Consider the following 22,520-nt stretch of genomic DNA (forward strand, 5'->3'; position numbering starts at 1 on the left):
AGGGGAGCGCGGCAGCTCCCCTTTTCCCGTTCACATGTAGCGATGTTTCAGAAACTGTGGAACATCTGTGCACGGAACAATACCTCATCAGCGACATATCCGTTGAACAGCGCACCTCATCCGGCTTGAGATTAAAGAAATTACACCCAGTCTCTGACTTTTATAAACTCGCTGAGGGCGGCTTCCGGGCTGCCTTCGGCGGGCTGATAATTGTATTCCCAGCGCGCCAGCGGCGGCATCGACATCAGAATGGATTCAGTGCGCCCGCCGGTTTGTAAGCCAAACAGGGTGCCGCGATCCCACACCAGATTGAACTCCACATACCGGCCGCGACGGTAAAGCTGGAAGTCGCGCTCGCGCTCGCCATAAGGCGTGGCTTTGCGGCGTTCAACAATCGGCAAATAAGCATTGAGATAGCCATTACCCACCGCCTGCATAAAAGCGAAGCAGTGATCGAAATCCGGCGTGTTGAGATCGTCGAAAAACAACCCGCCAATGCCGCGCTGTTCATCACGGTGTTTAAGGTAGAAGTAATCGTCACACCACTTTTTATAGCGTGGATATACCTCTTCGCCGAACGGCAAACAGATATCGCGCGCTGTGCGGTGCCAGTGGCGAGCATCCTCTTCAAAACCGTAGTAGGGCGTTAAATCAAAGCCGCCGCCAAACCACCACACCGGTTCCGCACCGGGTTTTTCGGCGATAAAAAAGCGCACATTGGCATGGCTGGTGGGTACATACGGATTACGCGGATGAACCACCAGCGAAACGCCCATCGCTTCGAAACTGCGACCCGCCAGTTCCGGGCGATGCGCGGTGGCCGAAGCGGGCATTGCGTCGCCGTGAACGTGCGAAAAATTGACGCCCGCCTGTTCAAACACGCTGCCATCACGCAGCACACGGCTGCGCCCACCGCCACCTGCCGCACGCGTCCACGCATCTTCAATAAATGCGCCGCCATCAAGGGCGCTCAGCTGGTCACAGATCTTGTCCTGCAAATTTAGCAGGGCGTTTTTAACCGGGTGGATATCAGGCGTGGTCATCCGCGTCTCTTCGTGTGGGCTTTATGATTATCAAACCAGCTAAAATAGCTGAGTACACCGTCGGCAATGGCGCTGGCGATTTTCTGGCGAAACGCCGCCGTGCCGAGCAGCTTCTCTTCTGCCGGGTTGGTGATAAACGAGGTTTCCACCAGCACGGACGGTATCGAAGGCGATTTTAGCACCACAAATGCCGCCTGTTCTGTGTTGCGGCTATGCAGGCGGTGTACCGGTTTGATCTGCTTGAGAATATGCGAGCCGAGCGTCAGGCTGTTTTTAATGGTGTCAGTTTGCACCAAATCGAACAGCACTTGCTGGAGCAGGTGATCTTTGTCTCTGGCTTTTTTCCCGGCCAGATCGTCGGCGGCGTTTTCTTTGTCCGACAGGTATTTCGCCATCGCGCTACTGGCGCCGCGATTAGAAAGCGCAAACACCGACGCGCCCGCAGCGCTTGGGTTGGTGAAGCCGTCGGCGTGGATCGACATAAACAGATCGGCACCGTGCTGGTGGGCAATCTCTACGCGATCATAAAGCGGAATAAATTTATCGCCGGTGCGCGTCAGGCGCGCATCAATTCCCTGCGCACGCAACTGGGCGCGGACGTTTTTGGCGATCGCCAGCACCACGTGTTTTTCTTGCGAACCGTTATGACCAATCGCGCCGGTATCAATACCGCCGTGGCCCGGATCAAGCATCACAATGCGTTTCGCGCCGGCTTTCCTGGCTTTCGGTTTACTGTGCCCGGTCGTGGTTTTAAGTGGTGTCTCGTCCTTTGCGATAGCGCGAGACATGCCCGTTAATGTCAGGGCGGCCAGGCCTGCTTTCAGCACCTGACGACGCGAGGTAAGTGTTTTTAAAGGTTTAAAGGTGCTCATACGCCTGAATTGTCTTATTCGTGGTCCCTGGTGTTATATCGTATCGTGTTTACCGTTACGACTATCCGTGCGAACTAATGTTTTACTTTTCATTTCAATACGTGACAGAGTGACATTATGCCAAATTTCAGTGCTGAAGATGCCGGATATTGGCGACAGAGGCGCTTAGGGCCATAATCTACGTTTACACAGCTGAAAATGACGGGGAATACCATGGAGATACGCGTTTTTCGCCAGGAAGATTTCGAAGAAGTGATCACCTTGTGGGAGCGTTGTGAGCTGTTGCGACCATGGAACGATCCGGAAATGGATATTGAACGCAAAGTGAATCACGATGTGAGTCTGTTTCTGGTCGCCGAAGTCGGCGGGGAAGTGGTCGGCACGGTGATGGGCGGTTATGACGGTCATCGCGGATCGGCTTATTACCTTGGCGTTCATCCTGAGTTTCGCGGGCGCGGCATCGCTAACGCCTTGTTGAGCCGGCTGGAGAAAAAGCTGATTGCCCGCGGCTGCCCGAAAATCAACCTGATGGTGCGGGAAGATAACGAGATGGTTATCGGCATGTATGAGCGCCTCGGTTATGAACATATGGATTCGGCCAGTCTGGGCAAGCGTTTGATTGAAGATGAAGAGTACTGAGATTTATCCCGCCGATTACGACAGTCATGGCCGTCTGAAACTCCCTTTTCTGTTCTGGTGCGTGTTGCTGCTACAGGCACGCACCTGGGTGCTGTTTGTTATTGCGGGGGCATCGCGCGGGCAAGGCGACGCATTGCTCGCATTGTTTTACCCCGATCATGATGATTTCTGGCTGGGCTTGCTGCCAGGTATTCCTGCGGCATTGACCTTTTTACTGAGCGGCCGCCGCGATCATTTTCCCCGCCTGTGGCGCGCACTCTACCCGCTGGTATTGCTGGTGCAACTGGCGCTGCTGGTATGGCAACCCTGCCGCTGGTTTACCGGCGAGGCGCTCTCCGGGATTGGGCTGTTTCTGGTTATCGCCGATCTGTTTGCGCTGTGGTGGCTTGCGACAAACCGGCGTCTTCGGGCCTGTTTTTCCCTTGCTCAACATTAAGCGGCACTTTTTTCTCTTCCGGGACTCCAACAGGCGTTCAATGAATAAAAGGAATGAAGCATGAAATCCCTGCGTACACTTATTTGCGTTCTGCCGCTGGCGTTAACCGGCTGCTCGACGCTGGCTTCCGTCAACTGGTCGGCGGCCTATCCGTGGAACTGGTTTGGTTCATCTGTCGAGGTGAGCGACAACGGCGTTGGTAACATCACCGCCAGCACGCCACTAAACGAGCAGGCAATTCAGGACGCACTGGGTGGCGATTACCACCTGCGTAGCGGCATGAAGACGGAAAAAGGCAGTATCGTTCGTTATTTTGAGGCGCTAAAAGATGACAAACTGGCGCTGGTGGTGAACGGAGAAAACGGCGCGGTCAGCCGTATTGATGTGCTCGATAATAGTATCGCCACGGATAAAGGGGTAAAAATCGGCGCGCCGTTCAATTCGCTGTTTGATAAAGCTTTCGGTAACTGTGTGAAAGGTGCGGGCGATGACAGCGCGGGCGTAGAGTGTAAAGCGCCGGGTAGCCAGCATATCAGCTATGTGTTTACCGGCCAGTGGAGCGGCCCGGAAGGGTTGATGCCATCCGATGATGCGCTGAAAAACTGGAAAGTGAGCAAGTTCATCTGGCGCCGTTAATTTGATCTCAACTCGCTGCTGCTGGGGGAAAAACAGGTACAATACCGCGATTATCGCCACGGTTTCGTGGCCTGTTTTTTTCCAGGAGGAGTCATGTCCCAGGTTCAAAGCGGCATTTTGCCAGAACATTGCCGTGCGGCGATTTGGATTGAAGCCAACGTGAAAGGGGACACCGATGCCCTGCGCGTGGCGAGCCGCGTATTCGCCGATAAGCTGGCGACCTTTCAATTGCAATTCCCCGATGCGGCGCTGGGCGCGACTATTGCCTTTGGCAACAAGACCTGGCGCGCACTGAACGGTGCCGAAGGCGCAGACGAGCTAAAAGATTTTCCGGCGTATGGCAAAGGCCTGGCGCCCGCAACACAGCGAGACGTGTTGATCCATATTCTTTCTCTGCGCCACGATGTGAATTTCTCCGTCGCTCAGGCCGCGCTGACGGCGTTCGGCGAGGCGATTGACGTTAAAGAAGAGACGCACGGTTTCCGCTGGGTGGAAGAGCGCGATTTGAGCGGCTTTATCGATGGTACGGAAAACCCGGCAGGCGATGAGAAACGCCGCGAGGTTGCTATTATTCAGGATGGCGTGGACGCCGGTGGCAGCTACGTGATGGTGCAGCGTTGGGAGCATAACCTCAAGCAGCTTAATCGCATGAGCGTGGGCGATCAGGAGATGATGATCGGCCGCACCAAAGAGGCCAATGAAGAGATCGACGGTGATGCGCGCCCCGACACGTCACACCTGACGCGTGTTGATCTGAAAGAGAACGGCAAAGGGCTGAAAATCGTCCGCCAGAGCCTGCCTTATGGCACCGCCAGCGGCACGCATGGGCTCTATTTCTGCACCTATTGCGCCCGTTTGTACAACATTGAGCAGCAACTGCTGAGCATGTTTGGCGATACCGACGGTAAGCGCGACGCCATGCTGCGTTTTACCCGCCCGGTGACCGGCGGCTACTACTTCGCGCCGTCGCTGGATAAGCTGCTGGCGCTGTAAACCACGCACTTCTGCTGACCGGGGAAACCCGGTCACTACTCCCTTCTGCTTATATTCTTTTCTGATTCCAAATCACCAATTGGTATATAAAACCGTTACTGGTTTCACACCCGTTATAAATAAACTGAGTGACGAAATGTCATCAGCTTATAAGGGTGCGCAATGGCCGTTAACTTACTGAAAAAAGGATATCTGACGCTGGCAGCGCTGACGCTGTGGGCCGCTCAGGCACAAGCGACGGAACTGCTTAACAGCTCTTATGATGTATCACGCGAGCTCTTTGCGGCCCTTAACACGCCGTTCGAACAGCAATGGGCGAAAGATAACGGCGGTGACAAGATGACCATTAAGCAATCTCACGCTGGCTCCTCAAAGCAGGCGCTGGCGATTCTGCAAGGGTTGAAAGCGGACGTCGTGACCTATAACCAGGTCACCGACGTGCAGATCCTGCACGACAAAGGCAACCTGATCCCGGCGGACTGGCAGAGCCGTTTGCCGAATAACAGCTCGCCGTTCTACTCAACGATGGCGTTTCTGGTTCGCAAAGGTAACCCGAAGAACATTCACGACTGGAACGATCTGGTGCGCAGTGATGTAAAACTGATTTTCCCGAACCCGAAAACCTCCGGCAATGCGCGCTACACCTATCTGGCGGCCTGGGGCGCAGCGGATCAAGCGGATGGCGGCGACAAAGCCAAAACTCAGCAGTTTATGACCCAGTTCCTCAAAAACGTTGAAGTGTTCGACACCGGCGGTCGCGGCGCAACAACTACCTTTGTTGAGCGCGGGCTTGGCGATGTGCTGATCTCGTTTGAATCGGAAGTGAATAACATCCGTAAGCAGTATGAAGCGCAGGGTTTTGAAGTTGTCGTACCGAAAGTCAACATCCTGGCTGAATTCCCGGTTGCGTGGGTGGATAAAAACGTGAAGGCCAACGGCACAGAAAAAGCGGCCAAAGCTTATCTCACCTGGCTTTACAGCCCACAGGCGCAAACCATCATCACTGATTACTACTATCGCGTGAACAACCCGGAAGTGATGGCGAAACTAAGCGATAAATTCCCGCAGACGGCGCTGTTCCGCGTAGAGGACAAGTTTGGTTCCTGGCCTGAAGTGATGAAAACCCATTTCGCCAGCGGTGGTGAGCTGGACACGTTGCTGGCGGCGGGGCGTAAGTGATGTTTGCAGGATCAAAACGCGTGCTGCCTGGCTTTGGTTTAAGCCTTGGCAGCAGCCTGTTTTTTGTTTGTCTGATATTGCTGTTGCCACTGAGCGCACTGGTGATGCAGCTGGCGCAGATGAGCTGGGCGCAATACTGGGAGGTGGTCACTAATCCGCAGGTTGTGGCCGCTTATAAAGTCACGCTGATTGCAGCCTTTGTCGCCTCCGTTTTTAACGGCGTGTTTGGCTTGCTGATGGCATGGATCCTTACTCGTTACCGCTTTCCGGGCCGCACCCTGCTGGATGCGCTGATGGATCTACCTTTTGCGCTGCCAACGGCGGTGGCGGGTCTGACGCTGGCCTCGCTGTTTTCGGTGAATGGTTTTTACGGCGAATGGCTAGCGAAGTTTGATATCAAAGTGACCTATACCTGGCTTGGTATCGCGGTGGCGATGGCATTCACCAGCATTCCGTTTGTGGTGCGCACCATTCAGCCGGTACTGGAAGAGCTGGGGCCGGAATATGAAGAGGCGGCGGAAACCCTGGGCGCGACGCGCTGGCAAAGTTTTCGCAAAGTGGTGCTGCCGGAACTCTCTCCTGCATTGATGGCGGGCGTAGCCTTGTCGTTTACCCGCAGCCTTGGCGAGTTTGGCGCGGTGATCTTTATCGCCGGTAACATCGCTTGGAAGACCGAAGTGACCTCGTTGATGATTTTTGTACGCTTGCAGGAGTTTGATTACCCGGCGGCGAGCGCGATTGCCTCGGTGATCCTGGCGGCTTCTTTGCTGTTGCTGTTTTCCATTAACACCCTGCAAAGCCGCTTTGGTCAGCGTGTGGTAGGTCACTAATGGCGGAAATAACTGAATTGAAACGCTATGACAAGCCTCAGGTGAACTGGGGCAAATGGTTTTTGATTGGCACGGGAGTGATTGTCTCGGCGTTTATCCTCGTCGTGCCGATGGTTTACATTTTCGTGCAGGCGTTTAGCAAAGGCCTGATGCCAGTTCTGGAAAACCTCGCGGACGCCGACATGCTCCATGCCATCTGGCTGACGGTGCTGGTTGCGCTGATCTCGGTGCCGCTGAACCTGATATTCGGCACGTTGCTGGCCTGGCTGGTGACGCGCTTTAATTTCCCGGGCCGCCAGTTACTGTTGACGCTGCTGGATATTCCCTTTGCTGTGTCGCCGGTGGTCGCAGGTCTTATCTATCTGCTGTTTTATGGCTCAAACGGCCCACTTGGCGGCTGGCTGGATGCGCATAATCTGCAAATTATGTTCGCCTGGCCGGGCATGGTGCTGGTTACCGTGTTTGTGACTTGCCCGTTTGTCGTGCGTGAACTGGTGCCGGTGATGTTAAGCCAGGGCAGCCAGGAAGATGAAGCGGCGATTCTGCTTGGCGCGTCCGGCTGGCAGATGTTCAAGCGCGTGACGCTACCGAATATCCGCTGGGCGCTGTTGTACGGCGTAGTGCTCACTAACGCGCGGGCGATTGGCGAATTTGGCGCGGTGTCAGTGGTTTCCGGTTCTATCCGCGGTGAAACCCTGTCGCTGCCGCTGCAAATTGAATTACTGCAGCAGGATTACAACATCGTCGGTTCGTTTACCGCTGCGGCTCTGCTGACGTTGATGGCTATTTTGACGTTGTTTTTAAAGAGTGCGTTGCAGTGGCGTTTGAATAATCAGGAAAAACGCCAGCAACAGGAGGGAAATCATGAGCATTGAGATTGCCAATATTAAGAAGTCTTTTGGTCGCACCCAGGTGCTGAATGATATCTCTCTTGATATCCCATCCGGCCAGATGGTGGCGTTGCTGGGCCCGTCCGGTTCCGGTAAAACCACGTTGCTGCGTATTATTGCTGGTCTTGAGCATCAGACCAGCGGGCGCATTCGTTTTCATGGTACTGACGTCAGCCGTTTGCATGCGCGCGAGCGCCGCGTCGGTTTTGTGTTCCAGCATTATGCGCTGTTTCGTCATATGACGGTGTTCGACAATATCGCTTTCGGCCTGACGGTGCTGCCGCGCCGCGAACGGCCAAATGCGGCGGCGATCAAAGCGAAAGTGATGCAACTGCTGGAGATGGTGCAACTGGCACATCTGGCAGACCGTTTCCCGGCGCAGCTTTCCGGTGGGCAGAAACAGCGTGTGGCGCTGGCGCGTGCGCTGGCGGTGGAGCCGCAAATCCTGTTGCTGGATGAACCTTTCGGCGCGCTTGATGCGCAGGTACGTAAAGAGCTGCGTCGCTGGTTGCGCCAGTTGCATGAAGAGCTGAAATTCACCAGCGTATTCGTGACGCACGATCAGGAAGAGGCGACGGAAGTTGCCGATCGCGTCGTTGTGATGAGCCAGGGCAACATTGAACAGGCGGATGCGCCGGATCAGGTCTGGCGAGAGCCCGCCACCCGCTTTGTGCTGGAGTTTATGGGTGAGGTTAACCGCCTGAAAGGCACCGTGAGCGGTGGGCAATTCCATGTTGGTGCGCACCGCTGGCCGCTTGGTTATACGCCGGCTTACCAGGGGGATGTCGATCTGTTCCTGCGCCCGTGGGAAGTGGATGTCAGCCGTCGCACCAGTCTCGATTCTCCGCTGCCGGTACAGGTGCTGGAAGCCAGTCCGAAGGGTCATTACACCCAACTGGTTGTGCAGCCGCTGGGCTGGAACCCGGAGCCGTTGACCGTGGTGATGCGTGATGAACATCCCCCCCAGCGCGGTGAGCGTCTGTTCGTCGGCCTGCAACATGCCCGTTTATATAACGGTAATGAACGCATTGAGGCCCGCGCAGAACTTGCTCTGGCGGATTCTGCCTGATAGCTTAAACAGACGTGGTTTCTGCCGGATAGCGTACAGCTTTGCCCGGCCTACAAGCCCGGTATGCATCCTGCGACCGGGTTTTTTATTGGACAGCGATTGTGAACACATTAGAACAAACCATTGGCAATACGCCGCTGGTCAAATTGCAACGCCTGAGCCCGGACAACGGGAGTGAAATCTGGGTCAAACTGGAAGGCAACAATCCGGCGGGATCGGTAAAAGACAGAGCGGCACTGTCGATGATTGTGCAGGCGGAACAGCGTGGGGAGATTAAACCCGGCGACGTACTGATTGAAGCGACCAGCGGTAATACAGGTATCGCGCTGGCGATGATCGCCGCACTGAAAGGCTACCGCATGAAATTGCTGATGCCGGACAACATGAGCCAGGAGCGGCGCGCCGCGATGCGTGCCTACGGCGCGGAGTTGATTCTGGTCAGCAAAGAGCAGGGAATGGAAGGGGCGCGCGATCTGGCACTGGCGATGTCAGCGCGCGGTGAAGGCAAACTGCTCGATCAGTTTAACAACCCGGATAACCCCTACGCACATTACACCACCACCGGCCCGGAAATCTGGCGGCAGACCAGCGGGCGAATCACGCATTTTGTCTCCAGTATGGGCACGACTGGCACCATCACAGGCGTATCGCGTTTTCTGCGCGAGCAGGATAAAAAAGTGACGATTGTCGGTTTGCAGCCGGAAGAGGGCAGCAGTATTCCCGGCATTCGCCGCTGGCCTGCCGAGTATATGCCGGGGATTTTTAACGCGTCTCTGGTTGATGAGGTACTGGATATCCATCAGCGCGAAGCGGAAAATACCATGCGCGCGCTGGCGGTACAGGAAGGCATTTTCTGCGGTGTCAGTTCCGGCGGCGCAGTAGCCGGGGCAATGCGGGTGGCGAAAGCGAACCCGGGCGCGGTGATCGTCGCCATTATTTGCGATCGCGGCGATCGCTATCTTTCTACTGGCGTATTTGGTGAAGAGAGTTATTCGCAGGGCGCGGGGATTTAACCCGTTAAGGAGACCAAATGGAGATGATCCTGTTCAGGGATAAGACTCGGGCGCAGCAGGCCGATATCGTTGCCGTACAATCACAGGTTGTCTACGGTAGCGTGGGCAACAGTATAGCGGTGCCGAATATTCGCCAGCACCATTTGAATGTACTGGCCGTGCCGACGGTGCTGTTCAGTAACACGCCGCATTATGACACCTTTTACGGCGGCGTCATTCCCGACGAGTGGTTTAGCGGCTATTTGCAGGCGCTGGAAGAGCGTGATGTTCTGCGCAGCGTTAAAGCGGTCACGACGGGATATATGGGTAGCGCCAGTCAGATTAAGCTACTGGCGAAGTGGCTCACGGCGCTGCGGGAAAAACATCCACACCTGTTGATTCTGGTCGATCCGGTGATCGGCGATACCGATAGCGGCATTTACGTAAAACCAGAAATCCCGCAGGCATATCGTGAACATCTGCTGCCACTGGCGCAGGGCATTACGCCAAATGTGTTCGAGCTGGAAGTGCTGAGCGGTCAGCCATGCCGGGATTTGCAAAGTGCGATTGAGGCGGCTAAAGGCCTGCTATCGGCGTCGCTGCATTGGGTGGCGATCACCAGTGCGCCGGTTGAGCAGCAAGGTGAGCACATTCACGTGGTACTGGTTACCGCTGATGCGGTTCATATCAGCGGTTATCCGCGTGTGGCGACGGATCTCAAAGGTACTGGCGACCTGTTTTGTTCTGAACTGGTGAGCGGTATTGTTCAGGGCAAAGCGCTCGATGTGGCGATACAGGCTGCGGGCGATCGGGTCGTAGAAGTGATGGGATATACGCTGGAAAAAGGCTATGACGAGCTGATTTTACCGCTGCAGTAAAGCAAAAATGGCGCCTTTCGGCGCCATTCTTTTATGCATTACGCATTACTTTTTGATACGGATCACCGGGGTTTCACCCACGGTTACGCTACCAGAAAGTTTGATAAGCTCTTTGATTTCGTCCATGTTGGAGATTACCACCGGCGTCAGGGTTGACTTGGCTTTCTCTTCCAGCAGCGGCAGATCAAATTCGATTACCGGGTCGCCAACTTTTACGCGTTGGCCTTCTTCTGCGATGCGTTTGAAACCTTCACCTTTCAGCTCAACGGTGTCGATACCGAAGTGAACAAACAGTTCAATGCCACTATCGGATTCGATAGAGAAGGCATGGTTGGTTTCAAAGATTTTACCGATAGTACCATCAACCGGGGCTACCATTTTGTTACCGGTCGGTTTGATAGCAATGCCATCACCAACGATTTTCTCAGCGAACACAACATCCGGTACATCTTCAATGTTGACGATATCGCCAGAAAGCGGGGCAATAATCTCAATGGTTCCGGTGTCTTTTTTATCATCAGAAACCAAAGATTTCAGTTTATCGAAAAAACCCATGATCTTCTCCTAAGCAGTAATTTGGGCGCATCTCGCGGATTAGCAGATTGTTTTTTCTTCAATGAACTTGTTAACCAGCGTCATTAACTCGTCCGTTGTCGGTTGAGCAAGAGCCTGCTCTGCTAACACCTTCGCATCTTCGAAGTTTGTGTTACGAATAATCTTCTTAATGCGCGGGATAGAAATGGCGCTCATACTGAATTCATCCAGACCCATCCCCAGCAACAGAAGTGTAGCACGTTCGTCGCCAGCAAGCTCACCACACATGCCAGTCCATTTGCCTTCCGCATGAGAAGCATCAATAACTTGCTTGATCAGGGTGAGTACAGACGGTGACATCGGCTGGTAAAGATGTGAAATCATATCATTACCACGGTCAACCGCCAGGGTGTACTGCGTCAAATCATTGGTACCGATACTAAAGAAATCGACTTCTTTCGCCAGATGGCGGGCAATTGTCGCGGCAGCAGGGGTTTCTACCATCACGCCAATTTCAATGCTCTCGTCAAACGCCTTGCCTTCGTTACGCAATTCTTGTTTGTAGATCTCAATCTCTTTCTTCAGTGCGCGCACTTCTTCGACAGAGATGATCATCGGGAACATAATTCGCAGTTTACCGAAAGCGGAAGCGCGCAGAATAGCGCGTACCTGATCGCGCAGGATCTCTTTACGATCCATTGCAATACGTACGGCGCGCCAGCCCAGGAACGGGTTCTCTTCTTTCGGAAAATTCATGTACGGCAGCTCTTTGTCGCCGCCAATGTCCATGGTACGAACGATAACTGCCTGAGAACCGCAGGCTTCAGCCACCGCTTTGTAGGCGTCGAACTGCTCTTCTTCAGTCGGCAGGGCGTCGCGATCCATGAACAGGAATTCGGTACGGTACAGACCAACACCTTCAGCGCCATTGCGCTCAGCGCCCGCGATATCGCGAACGGTACCGATGTTGGCGCACACTTCCACCTGGTGACCATCAAGGGTGATCGCCGGCAGATCTTTCAGTTTCGCCAGTTCGGCTTTTTCTTCGGCAACCTGAGCCTGCGCCGCACGCAATGTCTCAATCTCTTCGTCGCTTGGGTTAACGTAAACTTTATTGTTAACCGCATCGAGGATCAGATAATCGCCATTTTTAACCTGAGTGGTGACGCTACCTGTGCCCACAATCGCTGGCAACTCAAGGGAGCGTGCCATAATAGACGTGTGGGAAGTACGACCACCGATATCAGTGATAAAACCAAGCACTTTTTTCAGGTTCAGCTGAGCAGTTTCTGACGGTGTCAGATCGGCCGCAACCAGAATTACTTCTTCCTGAATCGCGCTCAGATCGATAATCGGCATACCCAGGATGTTGCGCAGCAGACGCTTACCGATGTCACGTACGTCAGCGGCACGTTCTTTCAGGTATTCATCATCCAGCTCTTCCAGGGCTGTAGCCTGACCTTCGATAACTTCATGCGCTGCCGCATCGGCAGTCATGTTCTTATCTTTAATCAGGGCTATGATTTCCTGCTCCAGCTCCTCATCTTCCAGCAGCATAATATGCCCTTCGAAGATGGCTTCTTTTTCTTCACCGAAAGTTTCACCCGCTTTCGTTTTGATTGCTTCCAGCTGTGCCGATGCTTTGGCACGACCGCTCAGGAAACGCTCAACTTCCTGGTCAACCTTGTCGGCAGAAATTTTCTTCCGGTCGATGACGATCTCGTCTTCTTTCAGCAGCAGTGCTTTGCCGAAAGCGATACCCGGGGATGCTAAAATGCCTGAAATCATAACCCTACCTTTACTTGTGACTGATCTTGAAAAGAACTCGTAAGTAAAACTTACTCAAGTTCTGCCATCAGTTTAACCAGATGCTCAACCGCTTTTTGTTCGTCTTCGCCTTCAGCGGTCAACGTCACAACTGTACCTTGAGTCAGGCCCAAAGTTTGCAGTTTGAACAGGCTTTTCGCGCTAGCGCTTTTGCCGTTAGAAGTCACAGTGATTTCAGAAGAGAAGCCTTTTGCTTCTTTAACAAACTGAGCAGCAGGGCGGGTATGCAGACCGTTCGGAGCGGTAATGGTAACTTCTTGCTGGAACATTGTATTTCCCCAACTTATAGGTTTAGTGTTGTGGAACTAAAGTCTAGCCTGGCGGCATGACTTTAGCCTGTATTGTTAGCGCCGGCGCAACGGGACAAACTACAGAAGCCTGCCTGGCGCAACCAAACGCTGGCGCTTCTGGCTGCTGACGTTTCGCTCGTCATTAAACATTATGCAGCGAAAGGCAGAATTGAACCAAATCATAAAATCGATTCAGCTTGGTGAAATCTTGCCTTCGATTAATTTCGCGCATCAAAATAAATGTGATGGTTAAATACCAGACCGGAAGGTTTCAGGCAATGCCAGGTAGGACAAAAATTTGATATATGCCACAAAAAAGCACCGCGATGGGTGCTTTTTTGAGCTGATTTAACAATCTGGCATCACTGTTGCAGTTCTTTTTCAGTAAACAGATCGGCAAACAATGCTGTGCTCAAATAACGCTCACCAGAAGACGGCAGAATTACCACGATATTCTTATTGGTAAAGGTCTCGTCTTCTTGCAATTTCAGCGCCGCCGCAACGGCAGCACCTGAAGAGATACCCGCCAGAATACCTTCCTCTTCCATCAGACGACGCGCGGTGCTGATGGCTTCTTCGTTGGTGATTTTGACAACTTTGTCGATCAGTTTCAAATCCAGGTTGCCGGGAATAAAACCCGCGCCGATGCCCTGAATTTTGTGCGGTCCTGGTTTCAGCTCTTCGCCTGCCAGCGCCTGGGAAATAACCGGAGAGTCAGTTGGCTCGACCGCGACGGTGATCAGGTCAGTTTTGCCTTTGGTATTTTTGATATAACGCGTTACGCCAGTCAGCGTACCGCCAGTGCCAACGCCGGAGATAAATACATCAACCTGGCCATCGGTGTCTTCCCAGATTTCCGGGCCGGTGGTTTTTTCATGAATTTCCGGGTTAGCCGGGTTACTGAACTGCTGCAACAGCAGGAATTTCGCCGGATCGCTGGCGACAATTTCTTCCGCTTTCTGGATTGCGCCCTTCATGCCTTTGGCGCCTTCCGTCAGTACCAGGTTCGCGCCTAATGCCTTCAGCAGTTTACGGCGTTCGATACTCATGGTTTCCGGCATGGTCAGCGTCAGTTTGTAGCCGCGTGCAGCCGCTACATAGGCCAATGCGATCCCGGTGTTACCACTGGTCGGTTCAACCAGTTCTACACCCGGTTTCAGCACCCCGCGTTTTTCGGCATCCCAAATCATATTGGCACCGATACGGCATTTTACGCTGAAGCTTGGGTTACGTGATTCGACCTTCGCCAGAATGCGGCCGTTACCGATGCGGTTCAGTCGAACCAGCGGCGTATGACCAATCGTCAACGAGTTGTCTTCAAAAATCTTACTCATAGCCCGTCCTTAACTGTATGAAATTTGGGAACCACCTCAGCATACGCACTTACTGTTGATGGGGAAGTAAGGAAATCGCATATCTATATGCTGAGGTGAAATAATGCTAATCAGTATGGAATAAGAAACGGAATAAATCCTTATCGCCAAATTGCGTGTTTTTCCCGGTAGCAATCGACCCACATCGCCGTTGCGCCACATACCGCTACGGGCATCACGACCAGGTTCAACACCGGAATCATCGTAAACAGGCTGGTGAGCGCACCGAATTGCATATTAATAACCTTGCGTTCACGCAAGGAAACGCGCATCGCTTTAAACGGCACCTTATGGTTATCAAACGGGTAGTCGCAATACTGGATAGCGAGCATCCACGCACTGAACAGAAACCACAACACCGGGGCAATGGTTTGCCCAATACCGGGAATAAAATAAAGTACCAGCAGCAGCAGGGCGCGGGGCAGATACCAGGCCAGTTTTTGCCATTCGCGCTTCATGATACGCGGTACATCTTTTAGCAGCCCAAAAACGCCGACGTCGGGCGGTGTCGCACCGGTAAGGCGTGCTTCCAGTTGTTCTGCCAGCAAGCCATTAAACGGAGCGGCAATCCAGTTCGCAAGGGTTGAGAAGAAGTAGCCGAACACCAACAAAATTGAGATAACGGCAATTGGCCACAGTAAATAGCTAAGCCATTGTAGCCATTCCGGCACATGGCTCATCAGCGAAGGGATCCAACTATCGAGCCGGGTAAACAGCCACCAGAACGCACCGCCCATCAGCAAAATATTCACCATTAATGGCAAGATCACAAAGCGGCGAATGCCTGGCAGCGTGACCAGTTTCCAGCCCTGGGAAAAGTAAAACATGCCGCTGCGAGCAACAGACGGGGATGATGAAACCATAATCTGGCCATACTCCTTTCATGACGACCGAAAACTGCAGCTTATAATATTCATCACACTGGGGAAACCCGTTCGGAAATGTTCGAAAAAACAGCAAAAAACACAATTTCATTCATCTTTATGCTGTGAAAGACACGCGCGCACTTGCACTTGACGTAATGGGCAAATACTCTTAGTGAGTAAATGTTTGCCGTGGTGGCAAGGTGTTAGAACAACAGAGAATATAATGATGCAGGATTTGCGTCTGATATTAATCATTGTTGGCGCGATCGCCATAATTGCTTTGCTGGTTCATGGGTTTTGGACCAGTCGCAAAGAACGTTCGTCCATGTTCCGGGATCGCCCATTAAAACGCATGAAGTCGAGACGTGACGACGACGATTTGGATGACGAGGATGTCGAAGAAGACGAAGGCGTAGGTGAAGTGCGTGTTCATAAAGTGAACCACACGCCGGGAGCCAGTAACGAGCAGGACGCGCCGCGTCAGCACCAATATCAGCCGCCTTATGCGTCGGCACAGCCACGCCCGTCGGCACCGCCAGTTCAACCCGCAGAGCCACCGCACCACGCGCAGCAGCCTTATTCCCAGCAGCAGCCGGAGCGCCCTGCGCAGGCACCTGCCTTTGAAACGCAGCCGGTGCGCCACGCACCGCAACAGCCTGTTGCCCCACAGTCACAGCCGCAACCAATGGCACCTCAGCAGCCTGCGCCGCAGTATCAATCGCAACCTGAAATTGCGCAGCCCGCGCCTCAGCCGGAACCTGAGCCGGTTGTCGAAGCGCCGGTGGAAAAACCGCAGCGCAAAGAAACTGTGATTATCATGAATGTTGCTGCACACCATGGCAGCATGTTGAATGGCGAAGTGCTGCTGAACAGCATTTTGCAGGCCGGGTTCAAATTCGGCGATATGAGCATCTTCCATCGTCATCTTAGCCCGGACGGCAGTGGCCCGGCGCTCTTCAGCCTGGCGAATATGGTGAACCCCGGCACGTTTGATGTCGATACGATGAGTGAAATGGCAACGCCTGGCGTCACCATCTTTATGCAGGTGCCTTCCTATGGCGATGAACTGCAAAACTTTAAACTGATGCTGCAATCCGCACAGCATATTGCCGACGAAGTCGGCGGCGTAGTGCTGGACGATCAGCGTCGGATGATGACCCCGCAGAAATTACGTGAATACCAGGATCGTATTCGCGAGGTCAAAGACGCCAACGCGTAACGGAACCACGAACATTATTTCCTTCCAGAACCCCCGCCAGTCGGGGGTTTTTTATCATTGATGGTGCGATATGGACTCAATTGAACAACAACTGACAGAACTGCGAACCAGCCTTCGCCATCATGAATATCTGTACCACGTTATGGATGCGCCGGAGATCCCGGACGCCGAGTACGATCGTCTGATGCGGGAACTGCGTGAGCTTGAAGCGCAGCGCCCTGATTTAGTCACGCCGGATTCGCCAACGCAGCGTGTTGGCGCAGCGCCGCTTACCGCTTTTAGCCAGATACGCCATGAAGTGCCGATGCTGTCGCTGGACAACGTGTTTGACGAAGAGAGTTTCCTTGCTTTTAACAAGCGCGTGCAGGACAGGCTGAAAAGCACCGACGCGCTCACTTACTGCTGCGAGCTAAAGCTGGATGGCCTGGCGGTCAGTATTCTCTACGAAAACGGTGTGCTGATGCGTGCGGCAACGCGCGGTGATGGCACCACCGGAGAGGATATCACTACCAACGTGCGCACTATCCGCGCTATCCCGCTCAAGCTGCACGGCGACAATATCCCCGCCCGTCTTGAAGTGCGTGGTGAAGTGTTTTTGCCGCAATCGGGTTTTGAAAAAATCAACGAAGATGCGCGCCGTACCGGTGCGAAAGTCTTTGCCAACCCGCGCAATGCAGCCGCAGGTTCATTGCGCCAGCTTGATCCGCGTATCACCGCCAAACGTCCGCTGACCTTCTTCTGCTATGGCATCGGCATTCTCGAAGGCGGCGAGCTGCCGCGCAGCCATCTGGGGCGTTTGCAGCAATTCAAAACCTGGGGGCTGCCGGTAAGTGACCGCATACGCCTTTGCAACACGCCGGAAGAGGTGCTGGCTTTCTATCACCAGGTTGAAGCCGATCGCCCAACGCTCGGTTTTGATATTGACGGCGTGGTGATTAAGGTCGACTCGCTCGATTTACAGGAACAGTTGGGCTTTGTCGCCCGCGCGCCGCGCTGGGCAGTCGCTTTTAAATTCCCGGCGCAGGAGCAGATGACCTTTGTTCGCGATGTGGAATTCCAGGTCGGGCGAACCGGCGCAATTACGCCTGTCGCCAGGCTTGAGCCGGTACACGTTGCCGGGGTGCTGGTCAGCAATGCAACGCTGCACAACGCCGATGAAATTGACCGCCTTGGCTTGCGGATTGGCGACAAAGTAGTGATTCGCCGCGCCGGAGATGTTATCCCGCAGGTGGTCAATGTGGTGCTTTCCGAACGCCCGGAAGAGACGCGTGAAGTGGTTTTCCCGACGCACTGCCCGGTATGTGGTTCCGACGTTGAGCGTGTTGAAGGCGAAGCGGTGGCTCGCTGTACCGGTGGCTTAATTTGCGGTGCGCAGCGTAAAGAGTCACTGAAGCATTTTGTCTCCCGTCGCGCGATGGATGTGGATGGCATGGGCGACAAGATAATCGACCAACTGGTTGAAAAAGAGTACGTCCACACGCCGGCAGACCTGTTCCGCCTGACGGCCGGTAAGCTGACGGGGCTGGATCGTATGGGGCCTAAATCGGCGCAAAACGTGGTCAATGCGCTGGAGAAAGCCAAAGAGACGACCTTTGCCCGTTTCCTCTATGCGCTCGGTATTCGCGAGGTTGGCGAAGCCACGGCCGCCGGTCTGGCGGCTTACTTTGGTACGCTGGAAGCGCTGATGGCAGCAAGCGTTGATGAGCTGCAAAAAGTGCCTGATGTTGGGGTTGTGGTCGCGAAGCACGTGGACAACTTCTTCAATGAAGAGAGCAACCGCGAGGTTATCCGCCAGTTAGTTGAGGATGTTGGCATTCACTGGCCTGCGCCGGTTGTCGTCAAGGCTGAAGAGATCGACAGCCCGTTTGCCGGGAAAACCATCGTGCTGACCGGTAGCCTGAGCCAGCTTTCGCGCGATGACGCCAAAGCACGTTTAACCGCCTTAGGGGCAAAAGTGGCGGGCAGCGTGTCGAAGAAAACGGATCTGGTGATTGCCGGGGAAGCCGCAGGCTCTAAGCTTGCGAAAGCGCAGGAACTGGGTATAGAGGTTATCGACGAAGCTGAGATGATGCGCCTGCTGGGAGCGTAAATGGAAAAGGAACAGCTGGTCGAGATTGCAAATACGCTCATGCCGTTTGGTAAATATCAGGGGCGGCGGCTTATCGATCTGCCCGAAGAGTATCTGCTGTGGTTTGCCCGGAAGGAGTCGTTTCCCGCCGGGCGGCTGGGCGAGTTGATGCAGATAACGTTACTGATCAAAACGGAAGGGCTGAGCCACCTGGTACAGCCCCTGAAACGCAATTAAGCTTTCGCCGCTTCCTGCGCCTGCTGTTGCTCCGTTTGACGTTTATAACGGCGCGCCAGCACGGCGCAGACCATCAACTGGATCTGATGGAAGATCATCAGCGGCAGCACCATCATGCCAATCACCGACGTCGGGAACAGGATGTTGGCCATAGGAATACCGTTGGCGAGGCTCTTTTTCGAACCGCAGAAAACAATAGTGATTTCATCGGCTTTGTTAAAGCCACATTTCCGTGCCACCACTACGTTCACTACGATGACAATCGCCAGCAACACCAGGCTTGCCACCACGATAAACAGCAGCGAACCGATGCCCACTTTATGCCAGATGCCGTTCACCACCGCTTCGCTAAAGGCGGAGTAAACCACCAGCAGAATCGACGTCTGGTCGGTTTTTGAAATCCATTTCTTATGCTTTGCCACAAAAGCGCCGGTCCACGGGCGGGAAAGATGCCCCAGCACAAACGGCAGCAGCAGTTGCAGCATGATCTTGCCCACTTGCTCAAGACTGCCTTCTGCGCCGTGCAGATCCATCAGCAGGCCGACCAGCAGCGGTGACAGGAAGATGCCGAGTAAGCTGGAAGCCGATGCTGAGCAAACCGCCGCCGCGACATTACCGCCCGCCAGCGAGGTAAAGGCTATTGCCGATTGAACGGTCGCAGGCAGAATGCACAAATACAGAAAACCGGTATACAGCTCCTGGCTGACATTCACCGGCGACCACCAGACAAACAGCACCCCGAGCGCCGGGAAAAGCACAAACGTGCTGCACATTACCCAAAGATGTAAACGCCAGTGGCTACCGCCAGCGATGATCGCCTCGCGCGACAACTTCGCCCCATGCATAAAAAACAGCAGCGCAATGGCGGCGGTGGTCAGCCCCTCGAAAAACGGCACAAAACCGCCGCGCGCCGGGAAGAAAGAGGCCAGTAAAACGGTACATACCAGCGTGAGCGTAAAGGGATCAAGGATACGAAAAAGTTTCATGTGCACTCCTGAAAGTCGGTGTCGCTATTGTGCTTTTTCTACTTTGAGAAATAAAATTGATTTATTGCATCCATTCATGAATTTATAAGATGAATTATTCCTTACGTCAGTTACGTGTCTTCGTCACGGTGGCGCAAGCCAAAAGTTTTAGCCGGGCAGGGGAGATAATCGGCCTCAGCCAGTCGGCGGTAAGCCACAGCGTGAAAGAGCTGGAACTGCAAACCGGCGTGCGCTTACTCGACCGCACCACCCGCGAAGTGGTGCTGACCGAAGCCGGGCATCAACTGGCCGGACGCCTCGAACGACTGTTAGATGAGCTTAGCAGCACGCTGCGTGAAGCCGGGCGTGTCGGGCAGCAACTGACTGGCACGGTGCGCGTGGCGGCGAGCCAGACCATTTCGGCGCACCTGATCCCGCAATGCATCGCCAGCAGCAACCAGCGTTATCCGGAAATTGATTTTGTGTTGCACGACAGGCCGCAGCAATGGGTGCTGGAGAGCATTCGCCAGGGCGAGGTGGATTTTGGCATTGTTATCGATCCTGGCCCGGTGAACGATTTTGAAAGCGAAGAGATCCTTGAGGAGCCATTCTTTTTGCTGTGTCGTAACGATCATCCGTGGGCACAGCTTGCTGAGGTGCCGTGGTCGGCGCTGGATGAGGCGCAATTAGTGGTGCAGGATTACGCGTCTGGTAGCCGACCGCTTATCGATGCGGCGCTGCGCCATTTCGCCGTACGCGCAACAATCGTGCAGGAGATTGGCCACCCGGCAACCCTGTTTCCAATGGTCGAAGCGGGAATAGGCATTAGTATTCTGCCCGCACTCGCCTTGCCGCTGCCGCAGGGAAGCGAGCTGGCGGTAAAACGGCTGGTGCCGGATATGCAGCGCAAAATTATGCTGGTGCGGCGAAAAAACAGGTCGCTCTCAGGGGCGGCGCAGGCATTGTGGGAAGTTGTCAGAGAACAGGCCCGGTGTTTAAACCAGGCCCGTGAGGACGATCCGTTATTTACTCAGACGTAAATATCAATCTGATGATCGTCGGAAGGTTTGTTAACACCTTCCGCTTTCGTTTGCGGGTGCTGCTGGGCTTGTTTCTGCTCTGCTTCTTCAGCCTGTTTGCGCTGCAGTTGCGCCAGCTGCGCTTGCAGTTGCTGGATTTCAGTCTGAATCATCTCTTGCTGTTTCTTCTTGTCTTCCGTCGAACCGCTCCCGTTAGCGATTTCTTTCAGCTGCTGCGTCAGCTTGGTGATCTTCTGAGTAATGCGGCTGATTTGCGAAGCGGTATCGTTGCCGGTAGACGATGAACTACCTGCGCTACCCGTTTGAATTGACGCTGTTGTTGTCGAAATTGTGGTCATTGCACACTCCTTTTTGCCATAAAACATGGTTATCGGCCGACATCATCTATTTCTTGAATTGTGTTCATCGAATGGCCGTTCGGCGGGCATCATATCGGGATATTAAGGATAAATTATGGATAAACGTTACCGTGTTTACTTATTGAAAATACTGAAATTTTATTCGTTTTTACATTGTGGTCAGGGTGGTTTTTTTAGCTAACGTAACGTGGATTTAATTGTTTGTATGTCGCTTTAAGGTAAATTGTTCGGCGAGAAAAATTCATCAATTTACTGGTCACATAACTGGAATCGCGCGGGTTGGTAATCAATGGACTTCAACTGACGGCTGGAACAGGGCAGGAGAATGGTGAATAGCAGATAGCAAAAAAGCGCCGCCAGCGCCGTTTTTACATTGGTGGGGCGTGCAGGATGACTCGCTTTACTCGCCCTTCGGGCCGTCGCCGCAAGCGGCTCCGTTGTCTCACTACGTTCGACCCGAACCTACCGCAGGTCCGAATTTTGAACTTGGGCAGATAGCAAAAAAGCGCCACCAGCGCCGTTTTTACATTGGAGGGTGGTGCAGGATGACTCGCTTTACTCGCCTTCGGGCCGTCGCCGCAAGCGGCTCCGTTGTCTCACTACGTTCGACCCGAACCTGCCGCAGGTCCGAATTTTGAACTTGAGCAGATAGCAAAAAAGCGCCTTTAGGGCGCTTTTTTACATTGGTGGGTCGTGCAGGATTCGAACCTGCGACCAATTGATTAAAAGTCAACTGCTCTACCAACTGAGCTAACGACCCGAAGTGGTGGGTGATGACGGGATCGAACCGCCGACCCCCTCCTTGTAAGGGAGGTGCTCTCCCAGCTGAGCTAATCACCCACTTCGGTACTTCAACTGATAAGAATTCGCTGGCGAGAAAGTGGTGGGTGATGACGGGATCGAACCGCCGACCCCCTCCTTGTAAGGGAGGTGCTCTCCCAGCTGAGCTAATCACCCACTTCTCATTCTTATCTACACTGCGGAAGCCACAAAATCGTGGTGGGTGATGACGGGATCGAACCGCCGACCCCCTCCTTGTAAGGGAGGTGCTCTCCCAGCTGAGCTAATCACCCCCGCTGTGTGGAGTCGCATTATAGGGAGAGTTGAAAATGAGTCAACGCATTTTCAAAAGAAATTGTTCGTTCGTCGTAAAATTAGACAAACCGCTGCGTAAAGCGTCGCGAGAGCATGATTTCTAAACAAAATAGCCTGATAACCCCCTCATTGCGGCAACAACATTGAGGAATCAGCCCACAGTGATAGAATATCGCCCACTTTCATTTTA

Annotated in this window: 23 protein-coding genes, 4 tRNA genes and 2 other RNA genes; 14 read left to right on the plus strand and 15 right to left on the minus strand. The window is 53.7% G+C overall.

Annotation, left to right across the window (positions count from 1 at the left end; all coding sequences use genetic code 11):
• Positions 1-140: 140 nt before the first annotated feature.
• Positions 141-1,043, minus strand: coding sequence for an oxygen-dependent coproporphyrinogen oxidase (gene hemF / locus O3S68_RS00640; protein ID WP_269230596.1), 903 nt, complete (start codon positions 1,041-1,043; stop codon positions 141-143).
• Positions 1,040-1,915: an N-acetylmuramoyl-L-alanine amidase AmiA gene (gene amiA / locus O3S68_RS00645; protein ID WP_097407664.1), complete on the minus strand. Its 876-nt coding sequence runs from the start codon at positions 1,913-1,915 to the stop codon at positions 1,040-1,042. Before amiA ends, hemF begins: the two co-directional genes overlap by 4 nt.
• A gap of 213 nt (positions 1,916-2,128) precedes the next feature.
• On the opposite strand from amiA, the gene O3S68_RS00650 reads away from it, so the two are divergent.
• From O3S68_RS00650 to pdxK, 10 genes are all read left to right on the plus strand, one after another.
• On the plus strand, positions 2,129-2,554 hold the full coding sequence (locus O3S68_RS00650; protein WP_017458925.1) for a GNAT family acetyltransferase: 426 nt from the start codon (positions 2,129-2,131) through the stop codon (positions 2,552-2,554).
• Positions 2,541-2,990 (plus strand): DUF2919 domain-containing protein, encoded by a 450-nt coding sequence (locus O3S68_RS00655; RefSeq protein WP_020454659.1) that lies wholly within the window; start codon positions 2,541-2,543, stop codon positions 2,988-2,990. Before O3S68_RS00650 ends, O3S68_RS00655 begins: the two co-directional genes overlap by 14 nt.
• A 60-nt stretch (positions 2,991-3,050) precedes the next feature.
• Positions 3,051-3,626 (plus strand): RpoE-regulated lipoprotein, encoded by a 576-nt coding sequence (locus O3S68_RS00660; protein ID WP_269230597.1) that lies wholly within the window; start codon positions 3,051-3,053, stop codon positions 3,624-3,626.
• Between the two features lie 93 nt (positions 3,627-3,719).
• Positions 3,720-4,619, plus strand: a complete 900-nt coding sequence (locus tag O3S68_RS00665; RefSeq protein ID WP_269230598.1) for a Dyp-type peroxidase — start codon at positions 3,720-3,722, stop codon at positions 4,617-4,619.
• 162 nt (positions 4,620-4,781) lie between these two features.
• Positions 4,782-5,798, plus strand: a complete 1,017-nt coding sequence (locus tag O3S68_RS00670; RefSeq protein WP_269230599.1) for a sulfate ABC transporter substrate-binding protein — start codon at positions 4,782-4,784, stop codon at positions 5,796-5,798.
• Positions 5,798-6,628 (plus strand): sulfate/thiosulfate ABC transporter permease CysT, encoded by an 831-nt coding sequence (gene cysT, locus O3S68_RS00675; protein WP_017458920.1) that lies wholly within the window; start codon positions 5,798-5,800, stop codon positions 6,626-6,628. The genes O3S68_RS00670 and cysT overlap by 1 nt, the downstream gene beginning before the upstream one ends.
• Positions 6,628-7,503 carry a sulfate/thiosulfate ABC transporter permease CysW gene (gene cysW / locus O3S68_RS00680; RefSeq protein WP_269230600.1) on the plus strand — a complete coding sequence of 292 codons (876 nt, stop codon included), beginning with the start codon at positions 6,628-6,630 and terminating at the stop codon, positions 7,501-7,503. The genes cysT and cysW overlap by 1 nt, the downstream gene beginning before the upstream one ends.
• Positions 7,493-8,587, plus strand: coding sequence for a sulfate/thiosulfate ABC transporter ATP-binding protein CysA (gene cysA / locus O3S68_RS00685; RefSeq protein WP_269230601.1), 1,095 nt, complete (start codon positions 7,493-7,495; stop codon positions 8,585-8,587). The genes cysW and cysA overlap by 11 nt, the downstream gene beginning before the upstream one ends.
• Positions 8,588-8,688: 101 nt before the next feature.
• A complete protein-coding gene (gene cysM / locus O3S68_RS00690; protein ID WP_045510281.1) occupies positions 8,689-9,600 on the plus strand; it encodes a cysteine synthase CysM in 912 nt (303 codons plus the stop codon).
• Between the two features lie 17 nt (positions 9,601-9,617).
• The gene (pdxK, locus tag O3S68_RS00695) at positions 9,618-10,457 is read left to right on the plus strand and encodes a pyridoxine/pyridoxal/pyridoxamine kinase (protein ID WP_269230602.1); all 840 of its coding nucleotides are present in this window, start codon (positions 9,618-9,620) and stop codon (positions 10,455-10,457) included.
• Between the two features lie 45 nt (positions 10,458-10,502).
• Here the strand turns inward: pdxK and crr are convergent, their stop codons facing one another.
• The 5 genes from crr to cysZ all read right to left on the minus strand — a co-directional run bounded on the left by crr (position 10,503) and on the right by cysZ (position 15,344).
• The gene (crr, locus tag O3S68_RS00700) at positions 10,503-11,012 is read right to left on the minus strand and encodes a PTS glucose transporter subunit IIA (protein WP_020454651.1); all 510 of its coding nucleotides are present in this window, start codon (positions 11,010-11,012) and stop codon (positions 10,503-10,505) included.
• Positions 11,013-11,051: 39 nt separating this feature from the next.
• On the minus strand, positions 11,052-12,779 hold the full coding sequence (ptsI, locus tag O3S68_RS00705) for a phosphoenolpyruvate-protein phosphotransferase PtsI (RefSeq protein ID WP_020454650.1): 1,728 nt from the start codon (positions 12,777-12,779) through the stop codon (positions 11,052-11,054).
• A gap of 50 nt (positions 12,780-12,829) precedes the next feature.
• Positions 12,830-13,087 (minus strand): phosphocarrier protein Hpr, encoded by a 258-nt coding sequence (ptsH, locus tag O3S68_RS00710; RefSeq protein ID WP_007370907.1) that lies wholly within the window; start codon positions 13,085-13,087, stop codon positions 12,830-12,832.
• A gap of 383 nt (positions 13,088-13,470) precedes the next feature.
• Positions 13,471-14,442 (minus strand): cysteine synthase A, encoded by a 972-nt coding sequence (gene cysK, locus O3S68_RS00715; protein ID WP_017458913.1) that lies wholly within the window; start codon positions 14,440-14,442, stop codon positions 13,471-13,473.
• A 140-nt stretch (positions 14,443-14,582) separates the two neighbouring features.
• Positions 14,583-15,344: a sulfate transporter CysZ gene (gene cysZ / locus O3S68_RS00720; protein ID WP_045510272.1), complete on the minus strand. Its 762-nt coding sequence runs from the start codon at positions 15,342-15,344 to the stop codon at positions 14,583-14,585.
• A 226-nt stretch (positions 15,345-15,570) separates the two neighbouring features.
• On the opposite strand from cysZ, the gene zipA reads away from it, so the two are divergent.
• From zipA to O3S68_RS00735, 3 genes are all read left to right on the plus strand, one after another.
• Positions 15,571-16,566 carry a cell division protein ZipA gene (gene zipA, locus O3S68_RS00725; RefSeq protein WP_269230603.1) on the plus strand — a complete coding sequence of 332 codons (996 nt, stop codon included), beginning with the start codon at positions 15,571-15,573 and terminating at the stop codon, positions 16,564-16,566.
• Positions 16,567-16,636: 70 nt separating this feature from the next.
• Positions 16,637-18,655: an NAD-dependent DNA ligase LigA gene (gene ligA, locus O3S68_RS00730; protein ID WP_269230604.1), complete on the plus strand. Its 2,019-nt coding sequence runs from the start codon at positions 16,637-16,639 to the stop codon at positions 18,653-18,655.
• On the plus strand, positions 18,656-18,871 hold the full coding sequence (locus O3S68_RS00735) for a DUF3820 family protein (protein ID WP_045510265.1): 216 nt from the start codon (positions 18,656-18,658) through the stop codon (positions 18,869-18,871).
• Here O3S68_RS00735 and O3S68_RS00740 read toward each other — a convergent pair.
• Complete coding sequence (locus O3S68_RS00740; RefSeq protein ID WP_020454645.1) at positions 18,868-19,857, minus strand: bile acid:sodium symporter family protein; 990 nt, start codon at positions 19,855-19,857, stop codon at positions 18,868-18,870. The genes O3S68_RS00735 and O3S68_RS00740 overlap by 4 nt on opposite strands.
• An 89-nt stretch (positions 19,858-19,946) precedes the next feature.
• On the opposite strand from O3S68_RS00740, the gene O3S68_RS00745 reads away from it, so the two are divergent.
• Positions 19,947-20,876, plus strand: a complete 930-nt coding sequence (locus tag O3S68_RS00745; protein ID WP_045510263.1) for a LysR family transcriptional regulator — start codon at positions 19,947-19,949, stop codon at positions 20,874-20,876.
• Here O3S68_RS00745 and O3S68_RS00750 read toward each other — a convergent pair.
• From O3S68_RS00750 to O3S68_RS00780, 7 genes are all read right to left on the minus strand, one after another.
• Complete coding sequence (locus O3S68_RS00750; protein ID WP_020454643.1) at positions 20,867-21,214, minus strand: FlxA-like family protein; 348 nt, start codon at positions 21,212-21,214, stop codon at positions 20,867-20,869. The two genes, O3S68_RS00745 and O3S68_RS00750, sit on opposite strands and share 10 nt — an antisense overlap.
• Positions 21,215-21,609: 395 nt before the next feature.
• Positions 21,610-21,741, minus strand: a non-coding RNA gene (locus O3S68_RS00755) — RtT sRNA.
• 23 nt (positions 21,742-21,764) lie between these two features.
• Positions 21,765-21,895, minus strand: a non-coding RNA gene (locus O3S68_RS00760) — RtT sRNA.
• A gap of 24 nt (positions 21,896-21,919) precedes the next feature.
• Positions 21,920-21,995 (minus strand) — tRNA-Lys (locus tag O3S68_RS00765).
• A gap of 4 nt (positions 21,996-21,999) precedes the next feature.
• A tRNA-Val gene (locus O3S68_RS00770) sits at positions 22,000-22,075 on the minus strand.
• 41 nt (positions 22,076-22,116) lie between these two features.
• Positions 22,117-22,192 (minus strand) — tRNA-Val (locus O3S68_RS00775).
• Positions 22,193-22,232: 40 nt separating this feature from the next.
• A tRNA-Val gene (locus O3S68_RS00780) sits at positions 22,233-22,308 on the minus strand.
• Positions 22,309-22,520 lie beyond the last annotated feature (212 nt).

Origin of the sequence: Kosakonia sp. SOY2 (assembly GCF_027109175.1) — a bacterium.
In the GTDB taxonomy this organism is placed as follows: domain Bacteria; phylum Pseudomonadota; class Gammaproteobacteria; order Enterobacterales; family Enterobacteriaceae; genus Kosakonia.

Excerpts from the sequence above, each read along its gene's own strand:
- hemF (WP_269230596.1), bottom strand. The coding sequence starts at position 1,043 with ATGACCACGCCTGATATCCACCCGGTTAAAAACGCCCTGCTAAATTTG.
- amiA (WP_097407664.1), bottom strand. The coding sequence starts at position 1,915 with ATGAGCACCTTTAAACCTTTAAAAACACTTACCTCGCGTCGTCAGGTG.
- O3S68_RS00650 (WP_017458925.1), top strand. The coding sequence starts at position 2,129 with ATGGAGATACGCGTTTTTCGCCAGGAAGATTTCGAAGAAGTGATCACC.
- O3S68_RS00655 (WP_020454659.1), top strand. The coding sequence starts at position 2,541 with ATGAAGAGTACTGAGATTTATCCCGCCGATTACGACAGTCATGGCCGT.
- O3S68_RS00660 (WP_269230597.1), top strand. The coding sequence starts at position 3,051 with ATGAAATCCCTGCGTACACTTATTTGCGTTCTGCCGCTGGCGTTAACC.
- O3S68_RS00665 (WP_269230598.1), top strand. The coding sequence starts at position 3,720 with ATGTCCCAGGTTCAAAGCGGCATTTTGCCAGAACATTGCCGTGCGGCG.
- O3S68_RS00670 (WP_269230599.1), top strand. The coding sequence starts at position 4,782 with ATGGCCGTTAACTTACTGAAAAAAGGATATCTGACGCTGGCAGCGCTG.
- cysT (WP_017458920.1), top strand. The coding sequence starts at position 5,798 with ATGTTTGCAGGATCAAAACGCGTGCTGCCTGGCTTTGGTTTAAGCCTT.
- cysW (WP_269230600.1), top strand. The coding sequence starts at position 6,628 with ATGGCGGAAATAACTGAATTGAAACGCTATGACAAGCCTCAGGTGAAC.
- cysA (WP_269230601.1), top strand. The coding sequence starts at position 7,493 with ATGAGCATTGAGATTGCCAATATTAAGAAGTCTTTTGGTCGCACCCAG.
- pdxK (WP_269230602.1), top strand. The coding sequence starts at position 9,618 with ATGGAGATGATCCTGTTCAGGGATAAGACTCGGGCGCAGCAGGCCGAT.
- crr (WP_020454651.1), bottom strand. The coding sequence starts at position 11,012 with ATGGGTTTTTTCGATAAACTGAAATCTTTGGTTTCTGATGATAAAAAA.
- ptsI (WP_020454650.1), bottom strand. The coding sequence starts at position 12,779 with ATGATTTCAGGCATTTTAGCATCCCCGGGTATCGCTTTCGGCAAAGCA.
- ptsH (WP_007370907.1), bottom strand. The coding sequence starts at position 13,087 with ATGTTCCAGCAAGAAGTTACCATTACCGCTCCGAACGGTCTGCATACC.
- cysK (WP_017458913.1), bottom strand. The coding sequence starts at position 14,442 with ATGAGTAAGATTTTTGAAGACAACTCGTTGACGATTGGTCATACGCCG.
- cysZ (WP_045510272.1), bottom strand. The coding sequence starts at position 15,344 with ATGGTTTCATCATCCCCGTCTGTTGCTCGCAGCGGCATGTTTTACTTT.
- zipA (WP_269230603.1), top strand. The coding sequence starts at position 15,571 with ATGATGCAGGATTTGCGTCTGATATTAATCATTGTTGGCGCGATCGCC.
- ligA (WP_269230604.1), top strand. The coding sequence starts at position 16,637 with ATGGACTCAATTGAACAACAACTGACAGAACTGCGAACCAGCCTTCGC.
- O3S68_RS00735 (WP_045510265.1), top strand. The coding sequence starts at position 18,656 with ATGGAAAAGGAACAGCTGGTCGAGATTGCAAATACGCTCATGCCGTTT.
- O3S68_RS00740 (WP_020454645.1), bottom strand. The coding sequence starts at position 19,857 with ATGAAACTTTTTCGTATCCTTGATCCCTTTACGCTCACGCTGGTATGT.
- O3S68_RS00745 (WP_045510263.1), top strand. The coding sequence starts at position 19,947 with ATGAATTATTCCTTACGTCAGTTACGTGTCTTCGTCACGGTGGCGCAA.
- O3S68_RS00750 (WP_020454643.1), bottom strand. The coding sequence starts at position 21,214 with ATGACCACAATTTCGACAACAACAGCGTCAATTCAAACGGGTAGCGCA.